This is a genomic window from Candidatus Ornithobacterium hominis (assembly GCF_951229915.1).
Lineage (GTDB): Bacteria > Bacteroidota > Bacteroidia > Flavobacteriales > Weeksellaceae > Ornithobacterium > Ornithobacterium hominis.
This window is the reverse complement of the sequence record NZ_OX579588.1, coordinates 1289072-1307955: the sequence shown is the minus strand read 5'-3', so window position 1 is coordinate 1307955 and position 18884 is coordinate 1289072. Positions and strand designations below refer to the sequence as shown.

Genomic DNA, 18884 nt, shown 5'->3' with positions numbered 1-18884 from the left:
CATAGGCTCGAATTAATAGGAAAAGATTCAGAAATTTCTCTGAGTCTTTTTTTTATTGTATAATTTTTGATGAATGAAATAGAATTTAAAGTAAAACGCATGAGAAAACAACAACGGCAGGATGTTTTCCGCCAAATCGTTGCCAATAAATATTTGATTTACAACAGTCTTTTCACAGCTCTTCCTTATGAGAAAATGAGCAATATTGGGATGTTGATTCCCTTTCTGTACAAGGAAAGCAAGGAGGGTTATGCGCAAGGGAAAGAACCTAGACAAATTATAGAAGAATTCTTTAGAGATCATACGGAATCAATGGATGAGGATGAGCAAATTGACTTAATGTTTAGAATTATTCAATACATTGAGCGTCAAGTCGTCTTGTTTGATAGTATAGAAGATGTCGCTTTTCGTTCCTTGCATGATAAGGCAGATTTCGGGACTGTGCACCATCTATATCAGGTAGCAAAGGAAAATAATAAGCTAGATGAAGTGAGAGAAAAACTGAAGAACTTTGCTGTGCGAGTCGTTTTCACAGCCCATCCTACGCAATTTTATTCCAATGAAGTTCAAAGAATTATGCACGAAATGCGTGATGCTATCAGAAAAGATAGCGTGAGCAGGATTGATTTGTTGCTACAGCAATTAGGTTTGACGCCATTTATAACGCACAAAAAACCAACACCTTATGATGAAGCGCTGAGCATTATCTATTACCTACGCCATATTTATTATGATAGCTTGGGTAGCTTGTTTACAGAAGTTAAATTATTATTTGGAGAAGACATAGCTTCTGAGAATTCAGATATGATTCAATTGGGCTTTTGGCCAGGCGGAGACCGTGACGGGAATCCTTTTGTGAAAGCGGATACAACTTGGCGAGTCGCACAGGAATTAAATATTTCTATCCTGAAGTGTTATTATAATCATTTGAAAGAATTGAGAAAGAAATTAACATTTAGAAAAGTAAATGATTTAGTGAAAGAAATCAGCCAAAAGCTATACAAATGCATCTTCCAAGGCGAGACGAGTGTAAAACAAGAAGAATTACTCAATCAACTTAAAGAAATTAGAAAAATCTTGATAAAAGATTATAACTCTCTTTATTTAAATGATTTAGATGAATTGATAGATCGGGTTAACTTATTCGGAACCCACTTTGCTAGTTTAGACATTCGCCAAGATAGCAGCAAACATGATTTAATGATAAGAGCTATTTTCCAGAAAGAATTTAAAGTAGACTATGATAGCTTGGAAGATGAAGATAAAATTAAATTTCTCACAGAAAAATCACTCAATATTCAAGCAGAAGATTATGAAGATGAAATCATTAAGGATACGATAAACAATATCAAACAACTGAAAGAAATACAAGCCATCAATGGCGAAAAAGGCGTTCACCGCTACATTATTTCCAATAGTGAAAGCGTTTTTGATATACTCAATGTATATGCGTTTTTCAAATATTGTGGCTATAAAGATGAGGATATAAAATTTGACATCATTCCTTTGTTTGAAACCATTAAAGGTTTTTCTAATTCAGAAAACGTGATGAATCTTCTGTACAATCAAAAAAATTACGCCGCACATCTGAAGCGAAGAAATGGAAAACAAACCATCATGCTAGGCTTCTCAGATGGAACCAAAGATGGTGGCTACGTGCGTGCCAATTGGGGAATTTATGAAACGAAAGAAGCACTGAGTCGCGTGGCTAAAGCCAATGGAGTAAAAGTGGTATTTTTTGACGGTAGAGGAGGGCCACCAGCGCGCGGTGGTGGTAAAACGCATCAATTTTATGAATCTCAGGGGCAAGATATTGCTAATTACGAAATTCAATTGACGATACAAGGGCAGACGATAACTTCCGTTTATGGAACCAAGGAGCAATCTTATTATAATTTTGAGCAATTACTAACGGCGGGAGTAAATAATGAAGTCTTCAAAAATGATAAAATCAATCTGAATGAGAACGAAAGAGAAATTTTAAATAATTTAGCCCAGAAGAGTTATCAGAAATACGTTGAATTAAAAGAGAATGAAAAATTTGTACCATATCTAGAAAAAATGAGTACACTCAAATACTACGGGAAAACCAATATCGGAAGTCGCCCCAGCAAAAGAGGGAGTGGTAATAAATTGATATTTAGTGACTTGAGAGCCATACCCTTCGTGGGCTCGTGGAGTTTGCTCAAACAAAATGTACCAGGATATTACGGCTTTGGTACAGCCATTCAATTTTACAAAGAAAATGGGAAAATAGAAGAGTTAAAAAAATTATTTAAACAATCTAGCTTTTTCAAGACTTTGGTAGAAAATAGTATGATGTCGATGATGAAAACCTATTTTCCACTAACTCAATATATGAAAGATGATATAGAATTTGGTGAATTTTGGGAGCTTTTGTATAACGAATTTGAGTTGACAAAGCAAATGATACTCGAGGTCTCAGGCTACAAAACGCTGATGGAAGATGAGCCCGTAAGCAAAGCTTCTGTAGATATGAGAGAAAAAATTGTCTTACCACTGTTGACAATTCAACAATACGCCCTGCAAAAAATTCAAGAAAATAATGATAAAAAAGAAGTATATGAGAATATGGTAATGCGATGTCTCTTCGGGAACATCAATGCGAGCAGAAACTCGGCTTAAAAAAAAATTAAGCCTTTAGAAATTTATTGAAAATCCCCAAGAATAAAAAATCTTGAAATTTTTTAAGCCTTAGGAAAAAATAAAAACTTTATATTTGCCCCGATTTGAAAGGCTTACAGAAAATATTAATCGCACCTTTTATCCTTTTGATAAAATTCTATCAATGGGCTATCAGTCCTTGGCTGGGGAGCAATTGCCGTTTTACACCCACGTGTTCTCAGTATGGGATAGAAGCACTGAAAACGCATGGCTTGTACTATGGTTTATACCTGACAATTCGCAGGATTTTGCGCTGTCACCCTAGGGGAGGAAGTGGTTATGATCCTGTGCCGTAATTAAGAAACTATGTTAAATTATATCACTTGGCAGGGCTCAGAAGGCTTCAATATTTTAGGCTTTACCTTGCATTTTTACAGTCTCATGTGGGTAGCAGCTTTCTTGATAGGTTACCGCATTATGGCCTATTTTTTTCAGAAAGAAGGTGTCAGTAAAGAACATTTAGACCCTTTATTTTTATACACCTTTTTCGGAGCCGTGCTTGGAGCACGTTTAGGAGAGTATTTATTTTATGACCCGAGAGCTTTCATTGAACGCCCACTGGAGGTCTTTTTGCCGATTCAATATTCACCAGGGAGCGAAGCTCTCTTTGGGATGATAAAAAATTACAAATTTGTAGGATTTCAAGGTTTAGCTAGCCACGGAGCCACATTGGGGCTATTGATAAGCTCTTATCTTTTTACAAAAAAATACTTGAAGGGGAAAAACTTACTTTGGCTATTAGACCGTTTAGCAATAACCGTAGCGATAGGAGGAGCATTTGTACGGATTGGGAATTTTGTAAATTCAGAAATAGTAGGTAAACCATCTAATCTACCGTGGGCAGTTTTGTTTGAGAAGCAAAGTCCGAGCTATGGAGAATTAGTCCCTCGGCATCCTGCACAACTCTATGAGGCAGGTTGTTACATTTTGCTTTTTTTCATTCTTTGGTTTTTGTATCAAAAACCTCACATGAGAAAGAAAAACGGATTTATTTTCGGGTTATTCTTTGTGCTACTATTTGTTATCCGATACATCATTGAATTTTTCAAAGAAGACCAAGGAGTGGAATGGGTTGCAGAAACATTAAATTTAAATTTAAACAATGGGCAGCTTTTAAGTATTCCGTTCATTCTCATTGGGTTATTTATAATTTATCAAGTAAATAAGAAAAATCATGAAACAAATTAAAATTATTCTTTTATTTTCTATTTTAGGATTAATTAGCTGTAAAAATGAAAAAAAACATTCTACGACGGCAAATACAGAGGAGATAGATATTCAATTCATCAAACAAGGAGAAGTTTATTTAAAAAACGAAGCAGATACCCTCAAAATTATTGATGCAGAATTTGCTGAAAATAATAATACACGCCGAATCGGATTGATGAATCGCTCTAGTTTGGGCGAAAATGAAGGAATGTTATTTATTTTTGATGAAGATAATAGCTCTTCATTTTGGATGAAAAACACAAGAATTCCATTGGATATTTTGTTTTTTGATAAAGATAGTATCCTGATTAATTATCATGAAAACGCCCGTCCTTATGAAACTAAAATTCAATATGGAGCAAATGCAAACTACCGTTTTGTACTGGAAGTGAACGGAGGTAAAGCAAAAACTTGGGGTGTTGAACCAAGTAAAACAAAAATTTCTTATTCTAAAAATTAAAAATATAAGGATGAAAATATTAAAAGAATTTAGAGATTTTATCCTGACGGGGAATGTAATCGATTTATCAGTTGCTGTAATTTTGGCAGGAGCTGTAAGTATGGTGGTCAATGGATTTACAGAAGATATTATGATGCCAATCGTGGGGCAATTCTCAGATGAAATTGATTTTTCTGATAAAAAAATTATTTTATCTCCAGCAGTGGGGGTAAAAGGCGAAGAAGGATTCAAGCCCGAGAATGCCATCCGTTATGGAGCTTGGGTTAATGCATTGGTGAATTTAGTTATCGTTGGTTTCATTCTTTTTGTGATTGTAAAGGCTTATGGTACAGTGAGAAAGCCAAAAGAAAAGAAGGCATCTGGGCCTACGCAAGAAGAGCTTTTGGCAGAAATCAGAGATATTTTACAGAAAAAGGCTTGAATTTTTTTAAGTCAAGAATAAGTAAAGAAAATAGGGAAGGGTAGTATTTCACTAAGTATGTAAGTAGGTGAGATACTACCGCTGAAACTATTATTTTTTAGTTAGTATTCTTCTTATCATATCATAAACTGTTTGCATGATTAGAAAAAAATAAGGCTTCAATCCTTTTAAGGAAATTTAAATATGAAAAATAGTGGAATCTGTTTTTTCTCCCTAAAAAACAATCAAGCCTTTAGTATTCAATAAAATAAATGATTGAAAAGTTGTGTGATATTGTAAAGAATCGTATCTTAGGACGATGATTTTGCATGTTTTTCAATGAATTCCAAGAAGAAAATTAACAGTTAAAGCCGTTTGCCTCTCAATTTTGAAGATACTTTTTAGAACAATTAAACGTATTTTCACGAAAAATAATGCATGTTAGCGTATAATTTTTTTAATAGATTATGAAGAAAACGTTTTTTTATCCCCTAAGCCTTTTAGCCGTTTTTCAAATAAATGCACAGAATCGTAGTGAATTCCTTTTAGAAAAAAACTGGAAATTCTCTCGCACAGAAGATGCTAATTTTATGACTTCAACCTTTGATGATAGCCAGTGGCAAACCGTTACTGTACCCCACGACTGGGCAATCTATGGGCCGTTTAGTCCTAAAAATGATATGCAAAATGTAGCTATTATCCAAGATGGGCAAACGGAAGCAACCGAACATGCTGGGCGGACTGGCGGGTTACCCTTTGTTGGTGTAGGGCTTTATAGGAAGCAGTTTGAAATCCCCCAATATAGTAAAGGGAAAAAGGTAACGTTGGTATTTGATGGGGCTATGGCAAATTCAAAAATTTATATGAATGGTCAGTATGTAGGAGAATGGCCTTATGGTTACAATTCCTTTCATTTTGATGTTACCGATTTTGTAGTTGAAGGGAAAAAAAACACACTTGCTGTTCATTTGATGAATCGTCCAGAGCAATCAAGATGGTATCCAGGAGCAGGCTTGTATCGGAATGTTTCTGTAGTGGTGACCGATGAGGTTCATATCCCAATTTGGGGAACTTATGTTACTACGCCAGTAGTCAATAAAGATTTTGCTAAAGTTAATTTAAAGACCAAAATTAATAAGGCTTCTAAAAATGGGAATTTTGTACTAGAAACCATCATTAGGAATGATAAAGGTAATAAAGTTAGCTCTCAAAAAACGAAACTAAGCAAATTTGATCAAAATGAATTCAACCAAGATTTAATTGTAGAAAATCCTGTTTTATGGACGCTAGATCGCCCTACGCTTTACAAAGCAGAATCTAAATTGTATAGTAATAATAAATTGGTAGATACTTACTCAACTACTTTTGGAATAAGAACCATTGAGCTTAAACCAAATGATGGGTTTTACCTTAATGGAGAGAAAACTGTATTTAAAGGTGTTTGTATGCATCACGATTTAGGCCCATTGGGTGCAGCTGTGAATGATGCTGCCATCCGTAGACAAATCCGCATTATGAAAGATATGGGGGTTAACGCTATTCGCACTTCGCACAACATGCCAGCGCCAGAATTAGTGCGTGCTTGTGATGAAATGGGTATGATGCTGATGGTGGAGACTTTTGATGAATGGAAACAGGCAAAAGTGCAAAATGGATATAATCTTTTTTGGGACAATTGGGCAGAGAAAGATATAGTCAATGTGGTTCATCATTTTAGAAACAACCCGTCTATCGTGATGTGGTGCATTGGTAATGAAGTGCCAGAGCAAGGCAATGGCAACGAAGGCCCTAAGAGAAACAAATTTCTGCAAGATATTTTCCATCGTGAAGACCCAACTCGTCCTGTAACTAATGGTATGGATAATCCTAAAGCTGTAGTTGATAATAATTTCGCTGCTATATTGGATGTAGCTGGCTTCAATTATCGTCCTCATCTTTATCATGAAAATTATGCTAAAATTCCTCAGCAACTAATTTTAGGTAGCGAAACAGCCTCAACTGTGAGTTCAAGAGGTGTTTATAAATTTCCTGTTGAAAGAAAGGCAATGGCAAAGTACCCAGACCATCAATCTTCATCCTATGATGTAGAGCATTGCAGTTGGAGTAATTTACCAGAAGACGATTTCATTCAGCATGAAGATTTACCCTATACCATCGGAGAATTTGTATGGACAGGTTTTGATTACATAGGAGAACCAACTCCCTACTATACCGATTGGCCAAGTCATAGTTCGCTTTTTGGGATTGTAGATTTAGCAGGAATCCCAAAAGATCGTTATTATCTTTATCGTAGCCATTGGAATAAAAAAGATGAAACTTTGCATATTCTCCCTCACTGGAATTGGAAAGGACGAGAAGGCGAAGTAACTCCAATTTTTGTCTACACTAATTACCCTTCTGCAGAGCTCTTTATTAATGGTAAAAGTCAAGGAAAGCGAACCAAAGATTTAAGCATTACCCGAGATGGAAGCGCTAATAAAGAAGCTGAAAAAACATTTGAAAGACAAAAAAGATATCGCCTGATGTGGATGGATACCAAATATGAACCAGGAACCGTGAAAGTAGTAGCCTACGACGAGCATGGGAAAGAGGTTGCTGAAAAAGAAATGAAAACTGCAGGAAAACCCCATCGCATTGAACTTTCTGTTGATAGATCAATCATAAAGGCTGATGGTAAAGATTTAGCATTCATCAACGTAAAAATTGTAGATAAAGACGGAAATTTTTGCCCAGATGAGACCAGAAAAATTAATTTTAAAATAAAAGGTTCAGGTTCTTACAAAGCAGCAGCAAATGGGAATCCTGCCAGTTTAGAGTCTTTTCAAGCTCCTTTTATGAAGTTATTTAGTGGGCAACTTACAGCAATTGTACAATCTGCTGAAAATCCTGGCACAATCATTTTTGAAGCCAGTGCCAAAGGTGTAAAAAGTGCTAAAATTAAGATTGAAGTGCAATAATATTATATTACCCGTAATGCATTATCAGGCGAGATTTATTTTTAGGTTATTTTATTTTTCTTCTTAAGAAATATTTTTTAAGGCTTATAAAATTTACGATGAAATAGTTTTCAAATTCATTAAGTTTATTCACCATTTTCATTCTTATCTCTTCAACAAAAGGAAAAAGTTTTCGCTTCCTCACTTGCTATTGCATTTATTTGATAATCAATGAGATGTGATGAATTTCAGTGTTTTGAGTAACTTTTTTATGATGCACTACGGGTGTTTTAGTATGTATCCATAGAATCAAAAACACCCAACCAAAAGCAACTAAAAAATAGAAATAGCATTATATACTTTTGCCGATGAACTATAAAAGTATTCACCTTTTTAGCAATTAGGCCTCTTAAAGACCAGCAATTTGTGAGTAATTCTCCCCTTGAGTAGAGGGGAAGATTAATTCTCAATACAACGCACGCTGTACCCGTAAGCTCGGCGGTTGATGCCGTTCGTACCGCTGTAGCTACTGCGGAAGTACATGTAGCGAGCGTAGCTACTGTCGCTAGCAGAGCTACTCCAGTAGTACCCGCGAGAACCCTTGTAGTACAGTAAACCATCGACATAGCGATGGAAGCCAGCAGCTGCAAGGTTTGGCAACTTAGTCTGACTCCACACTTTATTTCCACCTCCTAGTACATTGAGTAATTCATCCCACTCCTCTATAGTCGGAACATGGTAACCTGACGGGCAAGGGTTATTAACTCCGCCTGCTTGCCACAAGCGTAATTCTGATCCTGATGCATCACTACCATCCTTTACCCAGTTTTCGCTTCCAGTAATAAACTTCCCCACTGAATCTCCTGTATTTACCCAATTTTTTGCTTGGTCGAGAGCAGTATCTGAATCCCTAAACTCATGCCCATCACTTGCTCTTTGCCATTGGTATAATGAACCGTAGAGATTTTCGTCACTGTGGATTGCTTCGCCTGTTTTATTAACGGTAGGGTTAAAATTAGGACTATTTATGTCTGCATACGCCGCTCCAAGGTTAAGGTTGAGCCATGTTTTATTGTATTCTTTATTGCCCACTTTATCACTTACTATTGTGGCACAATACACAAAATCATGCTTGCCGTCACCAAAGTGCTTATCAAAAAGTATGTTTTCTGGCGTACATTGTTTGATTTTATTGATGATATCCCCAGCTCTGGCTGGCTGCTTCTTACGAATATAATCTATCCTTATCTCATTCAATATTTCTCTTTTAATCCCTGAAAGATTTGTGCGCTTCACCTTTTGGTCTTTTTCATCCCAAATTAAAAGCCATTGGGTGGATTTTTCCTCCTCAACATCTTGTATGCGAAGGTCTCCTTTTTGGTCGTCTTTTGCGCTGATGTCTAGCATGGCTTTTGGCTCATCTGTGTTAATGCCCACCTGAGCAGTGACCGCAATCGCTGATAATATGGCTAAAGAAAATAATAATTTCTTCATTTGTTTTAATTTTTGTAGTTTTATCCTCAAAAATAATCTTTTTAACTACACTACATCTGAGGTTGAAAAAGTTGAAAAATATAGGAATAAGATTGAAAATTTGATAGATAAAGATTGAAAAAAGTAATTTCTATTTATTCATCATTCTTTTCAAGTTAAATACCACTATTATAAGCATTATATTGATGTTCTCGCCTAGGCTTTCTTGCAATGTCACACAACTATTTTGAGCATTCATCTTATTGAACACTAGAGGTTTGATTGTTTTTAACGGCTATTTATTTCTTCTTTATTCTATTTTATTAATAAGCAAATGCCATTTAAAATAATTTTAAATCTTTACGGTATCCATTTTTTTTCAAAATTGGGTTTTCTCTTTTCTAAAAAAGCATCTCTTCCCTCTTTAGCTTCATCCGTCATATAAGCTAAACGTGTCGCTTCACCAGCAAAAACTTGTTGCCCTACCATACCGTCATCGGTTAGATTCATGGCGAATTTTAGCATTTTGATAGAAATAGGCGATTTTTTCAAAATTTCTTGCGCCCACTCATAGGCCGTTTCTTCCAGTTTATCATGCTCTACCACAGCGTTGACCATTCCCATTTCAAATGCCTCTTGTGCAGAATAATTTCGCCCTAAAAAGAATATTTCTCTAGCTTTTTTCTGCCCCACCATTTTAGCTAAATAAGCAGACCCATAGCCCCCATCAAAACTAGTTACATCTGCATCAGTTTGTTTAAAAATCGCATGTTCTTTACTCGCCAAAGTCATGTCGCAAACCACGTGCAAACTATGTCCTCCACCCACAGCCCAACCATTCACAACTGCAATCACTACCTTGGGCATAAAGCGGATTAGGCGTTGAACTTCTAGAATATTTAAACGATGATACCCATCTTCACCCACATAGCCTTCTTTCCCTCTAGCAGATTGGTCTCCACCACTACAAAAAGCCCATTTTCCATCTTTGGGTGACGGGCCTTCTGAGCTTAACAGAATAACTCCGACTCTAGTATCTTCTTGTGCATCTTGAAAAGCTTGTAGTAGTTCAGAGGTAGTCTTAGGACGGAACGCATTTCGCACCGCTGGACGATTGAAAGCAATTCTAGCTACTCCGTTGCATTTTTTGTATGTAATATCTGTGAAATTGAATTTATCAACGATTTTCCAATTCATAGTAATATGATTTTTTTTAAGCCTTTAAAAATAATAAAAAAGAAATCAATTTTACCTGAGGTGCATTATAAAAAAGTTGCTCAAAATACTAAAATTTAGCGCATCAAACTCAATGTCAAAATAATATGATGATGAGCAACTTTGAGGTTAGCTATAAAATAATTTGAATAAATTGCAAAAACATCAAGTTCAGATTTCTATCGTCTCACCTTTACGATTTAAAAAACTTAACTTCCAGCGCTGATAATTGCTTTAAAATCTTCGGCGTTAAGTGAGGCACCTCCTACCAATCCCCCATCGATATCGGGTTGACTAAATAAGTCTTCGGCGTTACTAGGTTTCACGCTTCCACCGTACAAAATTCGGATTTCATCAGCAACAGCTTGGGTGTATTTTTCTGCCAATAAATCTCTGATGGCTTTATGCATTTCTTGTGCTTGCTCAGGGCTTGCAGTTTCACCTGTACCTATTGCCCAAACGGGTTCGTAAGCAATTATTATATTTTTAGCTCCATCAGTATCTACTTTTGCCAAAGCAGCAATCAGTTGTTCAGACACGACTTTTTGCTGATTTCCTGATTTTCTTTCCTCTAAAACTTCCCCGCAGCAGATGATAGGTGTAATTCCTTCATTTAAAGCGCGGTCTACCTTTTTACCAATCATTTCGTTGGTTTCGCCAAACAAAGAGCGACGCTCAGAATGCCCTATAATTGCGATTTCTACATTGATGGATTTTAAAATTCCTGTTGAAATTTCTCCTGTGTAAGCGCCATCTTCATATTCAGATACATTCTGTGCCGCAATTTTTGCTTTACTTTGGAAAATATCTGTAGCCTTATCCAAGTAAGGTGCTGGCGGAGCCACAATCACTTCGCAAGTCTCATGTGCAGATACATAGTTATTGATATTCAATAATAAATTTTTAGCTTCTTCCCAGGTTTTGTTCATTTTCCAATTCCCAGCTACAATTTTTTTTCTCATTGTTATTTAATTATAATTTAAGCCCACTATCTTCTTCCTTTAGCATGCGGTCACTTTCTCTAGAAGTGAATTTTAGGTCAACTACTTTTTTACGTTTTTTCTGAGCATATCCCATAATTCCACCCAAAAAAAGTCCTATGCCACCAGCCAAAAGCGTTGCAATATAAAATTCTTTGTATGTATAATCTGGCTCTTGCAAGATAAAAAGGAATAGCCCAATAACGGTAAGCATCAAGCCAACGATGGTTGAATAGGTCATTTTTTTAGTTTTTGTAAATTTAATAAATAAGGCTTAATAAATAAATATATTTTAAGAGCTCATCCAAATTTTAACGATTTTTTTTCATTTAACAAGAATCTACAGCTTTCTTTTTTTATTTTTTTGAAACTTATTAGCAAGTATTTGATTTTTTCTTTTCAATTTAATTTATCTCGAATAAATTTTTCAAATTCAAATAGAAAAACTTTTTTAATAATCTTCTTGAAAAATTAAACAAGCTTTACGTAAAATTACGCTGACGGATACATTCGTAGAGTAAAGCTCCGCAAGCTACCGAAACATTGAGCGAATCCATATCACTGAGAATGGGCAAATGTACTACTTCATCTGATTTTTTGATGAGTTCTGGTGCAATTCCTTCACCTTCGTTACCCATGAGAAGCGCAAGCGGTTTCCCCAAATCAGTCTGATAAATATTTTTTTCACTCTTTTCGCTTGAAGCAATCACCTGTATACCTGACAGTTGCAGGAATTCAATGGTTTTAGCTAAATTTCTCTCTCGACAAACTGGGATTTTAAATAAGGCTCCAGCGGAAGTCTTCACCGCATCTTCGTTGATGGCAGCTGCTCCCTTCTCAGGAATAATGATAGCATCTACGCCACAGCACTGCGCTGTGCGGGCAATGGCACCAAAGTTTCTGACGTCGCTTACACGGTCAAGAATTAAAAAAAGTGGATTCTTACCTTGCTCGTAAATACTAGGCAAAACATTTTCGATAGAATAAAAATCAATCGGGGAAAGAAACGCAATCACACCTTGGTGATTTCCACTCATCAATCTATTCAATTTCTGGACAGGAACATATTGTGTCGGGATGTTTAGGTCTCTAGCTTTTTTTAGCAAGACTTGTGCCGAATCACCTTTCAAGCCCTTCTGTACCATCATTTTATCTATTGTCTTCCCGCTTTCTATCGCTTCAGAAACGGGATTAATTCCGTATATTTTATTTCCTTTCATTGTTTAAATTAATTTTTTTTGGGTTTTTAAAAGCTTCAAAAATTTGAATACTTTCCACAGCTTCTCTCACATCATGCACGCGCAAAATATGAGCTCCGCCGAGTAAGGTCAGCATATGTAATGCTGTAGTGCCGTTGAGTGCATTTTCAGGATTAACTTTTAGCAATCGGCACAGCATTGATTTCCTGGATATACCGACTAAAATTGGAAATTTTTCAAAGCCTAAAAATTTTTGATTTTGCAATAATTCATAATTATGGTTCAAATTTTTACCAAACCCATAGCCTGGGTCTAAGATGATATCATTTACCCCTAATTTTTTTAAGGCTTGAATTTTTTGAGCAAAAAACTGATTAATTTCTATCGTAATGTTCTCGTATTGTGGATTTTTTTGCATATCAGTGGGTGTGCCTTGCATATGCATCAGAATGTAAGGAACCTTTAATTCTCCCACGGTTTCAAACATTTTTTCATCAATAGAGCCAGCAGAAATATCATTGATAATCGCTGCCCCTGCCGCTATACTTTCTCGAGCAACTTTTGACCAAAAGGTATCTACCGAAATTATAATTTGTGGAAATTCTTGCAAAATGGCTTCCAATGTCGGCATCATTCGCTGAAGTTCTTCCTCTTCTTCCAAAAAATCTGCCCCAGGACGGCTTGACTGCGCTCCGATGTCGATAATGTTGGCTCCTTCGTTTAGGTATTCTTCTGTTTTTTTTAAGGCTTTAGAAATATTATTGTTTCTCCCGCCATCAAAAAATGAATCGGGCGTGAGATTGAGAATCGCCATGACTTTTGGTTTTTCTAAATCTAATAATTGACCTTTGCAGTTAATTGTCATAAATTGTTTAGTTTAAACAGAAGGTTTACTTTTGTTGTTGACAGACTTTAAAGTTACGAAAATATGGAAAAAACAATAAATGAATACAAAAATGTGGTAAAAGAATGCCGCTCGTTGTTTGAGGATAAATTAAAAGATTATGGTGCTTCTTGGCGAATTTTACGAGCTTCTTCTGTTACCGACCAGATTTACATTAAAATTAATCGACTAAGGACGCTGCAAGAGATAAATGAACGCCGTGTGGATGAGGATGATAAAAGCGAATTTATTGCGATTTTTAACTATTCAATGATTGCTTTAATTCAGCTAAACCAAGGTTTTGCAAATCAGATTGATATCAATCATCAAGAAGCAATGGATTTGTATGATGAATTTACGAAAGAAGCTTTTGAATTGATGCAGGCTAAAAATCATGATTATGGAGAAGTTTGGCGAGATATGCGAATTTCTTCCATTACTGATTTGATTATGCAAAAATTGTATCGTATCAAAAAAATTGAAGATAATGCTGGGCAAACCATTATTTCTGAAGGCTTACCAGCAAATTTTCTTGATATGGCAAATTATGCTGTTTTTAGTTTAATCCTTTTAGAAGAAAATTCCAATTCATGAAATTTTTAGTCAGTTTAATTCGAGTATTTGTCGGTATATTTTTCATTATTTCTGGCCTAGTCAAAGTGGTAGACCCAAGAGGTTTTTCTTATAAATTAGAAGAATATTTTGCCCCAGATGTGCTAGATTTAGCTTTTTTGATTGATTATGCCTTGCCTTTAGCTACATTTTTTGTAATTTTTGAAATTATTTTAGGATTTCTGCTTTTGATGGGGTTGTGGCGGAAGTTTACACTTTATTCGCTTTTATTCGTTATTGTATTTTTCACATTTTTAACTTTTTATTCAGCTTATTTCAATAAGGTGACCGATTGCGGTTGCTTTGGTGATGCACTCAAATTCACTCCGTGGCAATCTTTTGGTAAAGACATAATTTTACTCATCGGCATTTTATTTTTATTCTGGGAGAGAAAATACATTTATCGTTGGATTTCAAAACCTTACGCTTATACATTCTTAAGTTTAGGTTTACTATTCTCTATTTTTTTAGCTTATCGTGGCATTTGGCATTTACCTATCAAAGATTTCAGAGCCTATGCGGTTGGGAAAAATATTGTGGAAGGCATGAAGTCTGCTAAAGAATTGGGGCTTCCTCAAACGAAGTTCAAAACACAATATACGCTGAGAAATACGCTAAATGATAAAATGCTGAAAATCAGTGAAGAAGAATACATGGGAGATCCAAAATATTGGGGAGACCAGTCTATTTATGAATTTATAGGAACGGAGGATGAAGTGATTCAAAAAGGTTATGAACCGCCTATTCACGATTTTGTGATTTATTGTAATAATGAAGACCAAACGCAAAAAATTCTGAATGAAGAAAAAGTTATACTGGTCATTACTCCTTTTCCGTTAGAGGTAAATGAAGAAGAGCGAAATGCTGTGACTACTTGGCTGAATGTAGCTGGGAATAAAAAAATTCCACAAATTCATTTGTCAACAAATGAAAATCCGACTTTTGGTTTGCCACCGTGTTTAGTTGATGGCATTACGCTTAAAACGATGATACGAGCAAACCCTGGCGTTATGATTTTGGAGAAAGGTATTATTAAAAATAAATTTCATTGGCGTGATTTGCCTTCTCAACTTTAAACTTAATTTAAATAGTGTTTAAATATATTTTAAAAAAAATTAGTTACAGTTTCATCACTTTTCTAGGCGTAGTCACGGTTGTTTTTTTACTGTTTAATGTAATGCAAGGCGACCCAGCACGAATGATGCTTGACCAAAATGAAGACCCAAAACAATTGGCAAAAATCAGGCATCAGTTGGGGCTAGATCAAAATCTTTTGGTTCAGTATTTATATTACCTCAACGACTTGTCACCCATTAGCTTTCATGCAATTGATGATAAAAGCTACACGCATTGGGATGATAAAAAATTTAATGGATTTCAAGTTATTCAGACAAAAAAGGGAAGTTTGGCACTCAAAATACCCTATTTAAGAGAAAGTTACCAACAGAATGGCACCAAAGTCAGTGATATTATAGCTCAGACGCTACCCAATACTTTAATTTTAGCCATAACATCGATTTTGATTGCCTTTATTTTTGGTATTTTCTTGGGAATTATTTCCGCCTTGAAAAAAAATTCATGGGTAGATAAAATTCTCTTAGTCACCACTTCAGTGGGCATGAGTTTGCCGTCTTTTTTTGCTGCAATTTTGGTTGCTTGGCTTTTTGCATTTGTTTTGCATCGTTACACAGGATTAAATATGACGGGAAGTTTGTATGAAGTTGATGACTACGGGACGGGAAAATATTTAAGCTTTAAAAATCTGATTTTACCAGCTCTAACTTTGGGCATTCGTCCGCTAGCGGTGATTACACAATTAACTCGAAATTCACTGCTAGACGTATTGAATCAAGATTACATTCGCACAGCCTACGCTAAAGGGTTAAACCAAAAACAAATCATTTGGCGACACGCTTTGCGTAATGCTCTAAATCCTGTAATTACTGCGGCATCGGGGTGGTTTGCAGGAATGCTCGCAGGGGCTGTTTTCGTTGAATTTATTTTTGGCTGGGACGGCTTAGGGAAAGAAATCGTAAAAGCACTCAATACCTTAGACCAGCCAGTCATTATGGGTGCTGTTTTGGTGATTGCGGTTGCCTTTATTTTCATCAATATTTTGGTAGATATTATTTATGGGTTTTTAGACCCTCGTGTGAGAAGTCAATAATTTTTTTTTAAGGCTTAAAAAATTTCAATAAAAAAACCTCTTTGTTTTAATTTCAAGAGGTTTTTTCTAAAGCTTATTTTTTTGACTTAACCAAGGTAGCGTTCAATACATTCTTCTAGAATTTCTTCAGCTTCTTTTCGGCTTCCCCAGCCTTTCACATCTACTTTTTTCTTCTCCAAATCTTTGTAAACTTGGAAAAAATGTTCAATTTCACTCTTCAAATGTGGGTTGATATCGTCTAAATCTTCCATAATATTCCAAATGGGATCTTTGACGGGAACACAAATTAATTTTTCATCAGGACCTTTTTCATCTTCCATATGGAAAACGCCAATGGTTTTCACTTCAATCAAACATCCTGGGAAAGTGGGGGCAGTCACCAATACTAGTACGTCTAGCGGGTCTTCATCTTGTGCCAGAGTATTGGGTACAAAACCGTAGTCGGCAGGGTAGTGCATAGAGGAAAAAATTGTCCTATCCAAGCGAATTCGCCCCGATTCTTTATCCATCTCATATTTATTTCTACTTCCCTTCGGGATTTCAATGATAACATCAAATACTTTCATAAATTTTCTTTAAATCTAGGCAAAAGTAATTATTTATTAACTTTTTCACTATTTTTCTGTCACAAAATCATTAATTTCTTTAGAAATTTTCTTTGCTCTTTGTAGGAGCATCAGATGCGTTCCCTTTGGAATGAATTGAGCTTTCTTAATTTTTTTTGAAGGGAAAACAATATCTCTCGAGCCATGCAAGCGCAGTATTTCCCCCTCAAAAGTACTTTTCTTTTCCCACCGTGTAATGTTTTTAACCGACCACTTCAGGTATGAATGGCTTGTGTGTGTGAAGTAGCGACTCAGCTGGGGTAAATGCGGGTCATATAGTTTTCTGAAAAAAGTATACGAAAGAACTTTATGGTTGGTAAAAAAGGAATAGGGTAGCCAGCGATGAGCTTTTGTTTTCCTTCCCCAGCGCATAAAGTTTGGCTTTTCATTCTCATGCACAATTGTCGAAATCAGAATTAATTTCTTGGGTTTTAGGAATTCACAAATTTCTTGTGCAATGATTCCTCCGAATGAATAGCCCATCAAAATAAAATCTTTTTTAGCATCTATTGGTGCGGCCATTCGCCGAGCGTAATCCTCTATGCTTTCTGATTTTAGTGGTTCTAGCCAGGGTAATTCCACCAGTTCCACGTCAGGATTTAATTCTAAAAACTCAAAAGATTTGATGTCTGCTCCTAAGCCACTGATTGTATAAATTTTCATACCCTCTCTAGTATTTGAATTTCTACCACTCCATTATTATCTATATATGCTAGGTTTACATCCATTTTTTGATTGATTAATTTTTCATCAAAATTAGTTTGGACGCGCACATAATTTTCTGTATAGCCTTCTATTTTTCCATTCTTATTCTCAGATTCCCACAATACAACATGCTCAGTCCCCAGTTGGCTACGATAAAACTCCATTTTCTTTTTTTCGCTGAGAATTCTAAGCATTTTATTTCGCTTTTTTCTTAATTTTATTGGCACTGGATTTTCCATGGTAGCAGCGGGCGTGTCATCTCTTTCTGAGTACGTAAATACGTGAAAATAACTCACAGGTAACTCGTTTAGAAAATGATACGTCTCCATAAAGTTTTCCTCAGTTTCACCTGGGAAACCGACAATCACATCTACACCAATGCAGGCATTAGGCATTATTTCTTTGATTTTTGCCACACGCTCTCTGTACAAAGCCGTCAAATATCGGCGTTTCATTTTTTTGAGTAATTCATCACACCCAGACTGCAACGGCACGTGAAAATGTGGAACAAATCTTTGGCTATTGAGCGTATATTCTATCAATTCATTTTTCAGCAAATTCGGTTCAATTGAGCTGATGCGCAGACGCTCTACTTTTGTCTCTTTGTCTAGTCTTTCAACCAGTTCAAGGAAGGTATTGTCATGTTTTTTATTACCAAATTCACCCTTGCCATAGTCACCAATGTTTACCCCAGTCAGCACAATTTCTTTAATGCCTTGCGATGCGATTTCATCGGCTTTTTGTAAAATATTTTCTATACTATCTGATCTTGAAATCCCCCGTGCCAGCGGAATAGTACAATACGTACATTTATAGTCACACCCATCTTGAACTTTGAGAAAAGCGCGCGTTCTATCTCCTATTGAATAAGCACTCTCGTAGAAATCAGCCTCTTCTATCTCGCATGAATGAACCACGGCCTCTTCTGATTTTTTCAAAGCCTTTAAAAAATGAGCTATATTAAATTTTTCTTTAGCCCCCAAGACTAAATCAACGCCATCTAAAGCAGCGATTTCATGCGGTTTTAGCTGAGCGTAGCATCCTACCACGACAATGAACCCATCGGGATTAGTTTGGCGTGCTTTTTTCACAATCTGGCGACATTCTTTATCGGCATTATTCGTTACCGAACAAGTATTGATGACATAAACATCAGATTTATCATCAAAATTCACTTCATGGTAGCCATTTTCCTTTAAATTACGGGCGATGGTAGAGGTTTCAGAAAAATTTAATTTACAGCCCAGCGTATAAAACGCAACTGATTTTAAATTATTTTCAACAGCATTTATTTCAAACATTTTACAAAATTACAATCAATTTTAGAGCTTATTTAAATTTTAACGAAAAATTTT

The 18884-nt window shown here is 35.8% G+C and carries 18 protein-coding genes and 1 pseudogene; 9 read left to right on the top strand and 10 right to left on the bottom strand.

Features of this window, described 5'->3' with window-relative positions; translation table 11 throughout:
• The first annotated feature begins 99 nt into the window (after positions 1–99).
• From QOX03_RS06125 to galB, 6 genes are all read left to right on the top strand, one after another.
• On the top strand, positions 100–2646 hold the full coding sequence (locus QOX03_RS06125; RefSeq protein WP_283670448.1) for a phosphoenolpyruvate carboxylase: 2547 nt from the start codon (positions 100–102) through the stop codon (positions 2644–2646).
• Between the two features lie 104 nt (positions 2647–2750).
• Positions 2751–2981, top strand: coding sequence for a membrane protein insertion efficiency factor YidD (gene yidD / locus QOX03_RS06120; RefSeq protein WP_119058376.1), 231 nt, complete (start codon positions 2751–2753; stop codon positions 2979–2981).
• A gap of 10 nt (positions 2982–2991) precedes the next feature.
• On the top strand, positions 2992–3873 hold the full coding sequence (lgt, locus tag QOX03_RS06115; RefSeq protein ID WP_283670447.1) for a prolipoprotein diacylglyceryl transferase: 882 nt from the start codon (positions 2992–2994) through the stop codon (positions 3871–3873).
• Entirely contained in the window at positions 3860–4354 is a 495-nt protein-coding gene (locus QOX03_RS06110; protein WP_119058378.1) for a DUF192 domain-containing protein, read from the top strand. The genes lgt and QOX03_RS06110 overlap by 14 nt, the downstream gene beginning before the upstream one ends.
• A 16-nt stretch (positions 4355–4370) precedes the next feature.
• Complete coding sequence (gene mscL / locus QOX03_RS06105; protein ID WP_283671746.1) at positions 4371–4775, top strand: large conductance mechanosensitive channel protein MscL; 405 nt, start codon at positions 4371–4373, stop codon at positions 4773–4775.
• A gap of 446 nt (positions 4776–5221) precedes the next feature.
• Entirely contained in the window at positions 5222–7711 is a 2490-nt protein-coding gene (galB, locus tag QOX03_RS06100) for a beta-galactosidase GalB (protein ID WP_283670446.1), read from the top strand.
• 76 nt (positions 7712–7787) lie between these two features.
• Here galB and QOX03_RS09540 read toward each other — a convergent pair.
• From QOX03_RS09540 to folP, 7 genes and pseudogenes are all read right to left on the bottom strand, one after another.
• Positions 7788–7892 (bottom strand): annotated as a pseudogene (locus QOX03_RS09540) (IS982 family transposase); the annotation flags it as partial.
• A 257-nt stretch (positions 7893–8149) separates the two neighbouring features.
• Positions 8150–9184 (bottom strand): FISUMP domain-containing protein, encoded by a 1035-nt coding sequence (locus QOX03_RS06095; RefSeq protein ID WP_283670445.1) that lies wholly within the window; start codon positions 9182–9184, stop codon positions 8150–8152.
• Between the two features lie 339 nt (positions 9185–9523).
• The gene (locus tag QOX03_RS06090; protein WP_119059747.1) at positions 9524–10360 is read right to left on the bottom strand and encodes a 1,4-dihydroxy-2-naphthoyl-CoA synthase; all 837 of its coding nucleotides are present in this window, start codon (positions 10358–10360) and stop codon (positions 9524–9526) included.
• Between the two features lie 227 nt (positions 10361–10587).
• Positions 10588–11340: a triose-phosphate isomerase gene (gene tpiA, locus QOX03_RS06085; protein ID WP_283670444.1), complete on the bottom strand. Its 753-nt coding sequence runs from the start codon at positions 11338–11340 to the stop codon at positions 10588–10590.
• A gap of 10 nt (positions 11341–11350) precedes the next feature.
• Positions 11351–11599 carry a hypothetical protein gene (locus QOX03_RS06080; protein ID WP_283670443.1) on the bottom strand — a complete coding sequence of 83 codons (249 nt, stop codon included), beginning with the start codon at positions 11597–11599 and terminating at the stop codon, positions 11351–11353.
• Positions 11600–11840: 241 nt separating this feature from the next.
• A complete protein-coding gene (gene rlmB / locus QOX03_RS06075; protein ID WP_119059749.1) occupies positions 11841–12578 on the bottom strand; it encodes a 23S rRNA (guanosine(2251)-2'-O)-methyltransferase RlmB in 738 nt (245 codons plus the stop codon).
• The gene (gene folP, locus QOX03_RS06070; protein WP_283670442.1) at positions 12565–13422 is read right to left on the bottom strand and encodes a dihydropteroate synthase; all 858 of its coding nucleotides are present in this window, start codon (positions 13420–13422) and stop codon (positions 12565–12567) included. Before folP ends, rlmB begins: the two co-directional genes overlap by 14 nt.
• Before the next feature lie 63 nt (positions 13423–13485).
• Between folP and QOX03_RS06065 the strand changes: the two genes are divergently transcribed.
• Genes QOX03_RS06065 through QOX03_RS06055 form a run of 3 tightly spaced genes read left to right on the top strand, consistent with a single transcriptional unit; the run spans position 13486 to position 16219 of the window.
• Positions 13486–14034, top strand: coding sequence for a DUF1599 domain-containing protein (locus QOX03_RS06065; protein ID WP_283670441.1), 549 nt, complete (start codon positions 13486–13488; stop codon positions 14032–14034).
• Positions 14031–15128, top strand: a complete 1098-nt coding sequence (locus QOX03_RS06060; RefSeq protein WP_283670440.1) for a BT_3928 family protein — start codon at positions 14031–14033, stop codon at positions 15126–15128. The genes QOX03_RS06065 and QOX03_RS06060 overlap by 4 nt, the downstream gene beginning before the upstream one ends.
• A 14-nt stretch (positions 15129–15142) precedes the next feature.
• On the top strand, positions 15143–16219 hold the full coding sequence (locus tag QOX03_RS06055; protein ID WP_283670439.1) for an ABC transporter permease: 1077 nt from the start codon (positions 15143–15145) through the stop codon (positions 16217–16219).
• An 86-nt stretch (positions 16220–16305) separates the two neighbouring features.
• Here QOX03_RS06055 and QOX03_RS06050 read toward each other — a convergent pair whose 3' ends face one another.
• The 3 genes from QOX03_RS06050 to mtaB are packed head-to-tail and all read right to left on the bottom strand — an operon-like array spanning position 16306 to position 18830.
• Entirely contained in the window at positions 16306–16785 is a 480-nt protein-coding gene (locus QOX03_RS06050) for an inorganic diphosphatase (protein WP_283670438.1), read from the bottom strand.
• Between the two features lie 48 nt (positions 16786–16833).
• On the bottom strand, positions 16834–17487 hold the full coding sequence (locus QOX03_RS06045) for an alpha/beta fold hydrolase (RefSeq protein WP_283670437.1): 654 nt from the start codon (positions 17485–17487) through the stop codon (positions 16834–16836).
• Positions 17484–18830: a tRNA (N(6)-L-threonylcarbamoyladenosine(37)-C(2))-methylthiotransferase MtaB gene (gene mtaB, locus QOX03_RS06040; RefSeq protein WP_283670436.1), complete on the bottom strand. Its 1347-nt coding sequence runs from the start codon at positions 18828–18830 to the stop codon at positions 17484–17486. Before mtaB ends, QOX03_RS06045 begins: the two co-directional genes overlap by 4 nt.
• Positions 18831–18884 lie beyond the last annotated feature (54 nt).

Bases quoted from the DNA above. Each gene is read 5' to 3' on its own strand.
- QOX03_RS06090 (WP_119059747.1), bottom strand. From the start codon at position 10,360: ATGAATTGGAAAATCGTTGATAAATTCAATTTCACAGATATTACATAC.
- galB (WP_283670446.1), top strand. From the start codon at position 5,222: ATGAAGAAAACGTTTTTTTATCCCCTAAGCCTTTTAGCCGTTTTTCAA.
- QOX03_RS06050 (WP_283670438.1), bottom strand. From the start codon at position 16,785: ATGAAAGTATTTGATGTTATCATTGAAATCCCGAAGGGAAGTAGAAAT.
- lgt (WP_283670447.1), top strand. From the start codon at position 2,992: ATGTTAAATTATATCACTTGGCAGGGCTCAGAAGGCTTCAATATTTTA.
- QOX03_RS06060 (WP_283670440.1), top strand. From the start codon at position 14,031: ATGAAATTTTTAGTCAGTTTAATTCGAGTATTTGTCGGTATATTTTTC.
- QOX03_RS06110 (WP_119058378.1), top strand. From the start codon at position 3,860: ATGAAACAAATTAAAATTATTCTTTTATTTTCTATTTTAGGATTAATT.
- QOX03_RS06065 (WP_283670441.1), top strand. From the start codon at position 13,486: ATGGAAAAAACAATAAATGAATACAAAAATGTGGTAAAAGAATGCCGC.
- rlmB (WP_119059749.1), bottom strand. From the start codon at position 12,578: ATGAAAGGAAATAAAATATACGGAATTAATCCCGTTTCTGAAGCGATA.
- QOX03_RS06125 (WP_283670448.1), top strand. From the start codon at position 100: ATGAGAAAACAACAACGGCAGGATGTTTTCCGCCAAATCGTTGCCAAT.
- QOX03_RS06080 (WP_283670443.1), bottom strand. From the start codon at position 11,599: ATGACCTATTCAACCATCGTTGGCTTGATGCTTACCGTTATTGGGCTA.
- tpiA (WP_283670444.1), bottom strand. From the start codon at position 11,340: ATGAGAAAAAAAATTGTAGCTGGGAATTGGAAAATGAACAAAACCTGG.
- mtaB (WP_283670436.1), bottom strand. From the start codon at position 18,830: ATGTTTGAAATAAATGCTGTTGAAAATAATTTAAAATCAGTTGCGTTT.
- folP (WP_283670442.1), bottom strand. From the start codon at position 13,422: ATGACAATTAACTGCAAAGGTCAATTATTAGATTTAGAAAAACCAAAA.
- QOX03_RS06095 (WP_283670445.1), bottom strand. From the start codon at position 9,184: ATGAAGAAATTATTATTTTCTTTAGCCATATTATCAGCGATTGCGGTC.
- QOX03_RS06045 (WP_283670437.1), bottom strand. From the start codon at position 17,487: ATGAAAATTTATACAATCAGTGGCTTAGGAGCAGACATCAAATCTTTT.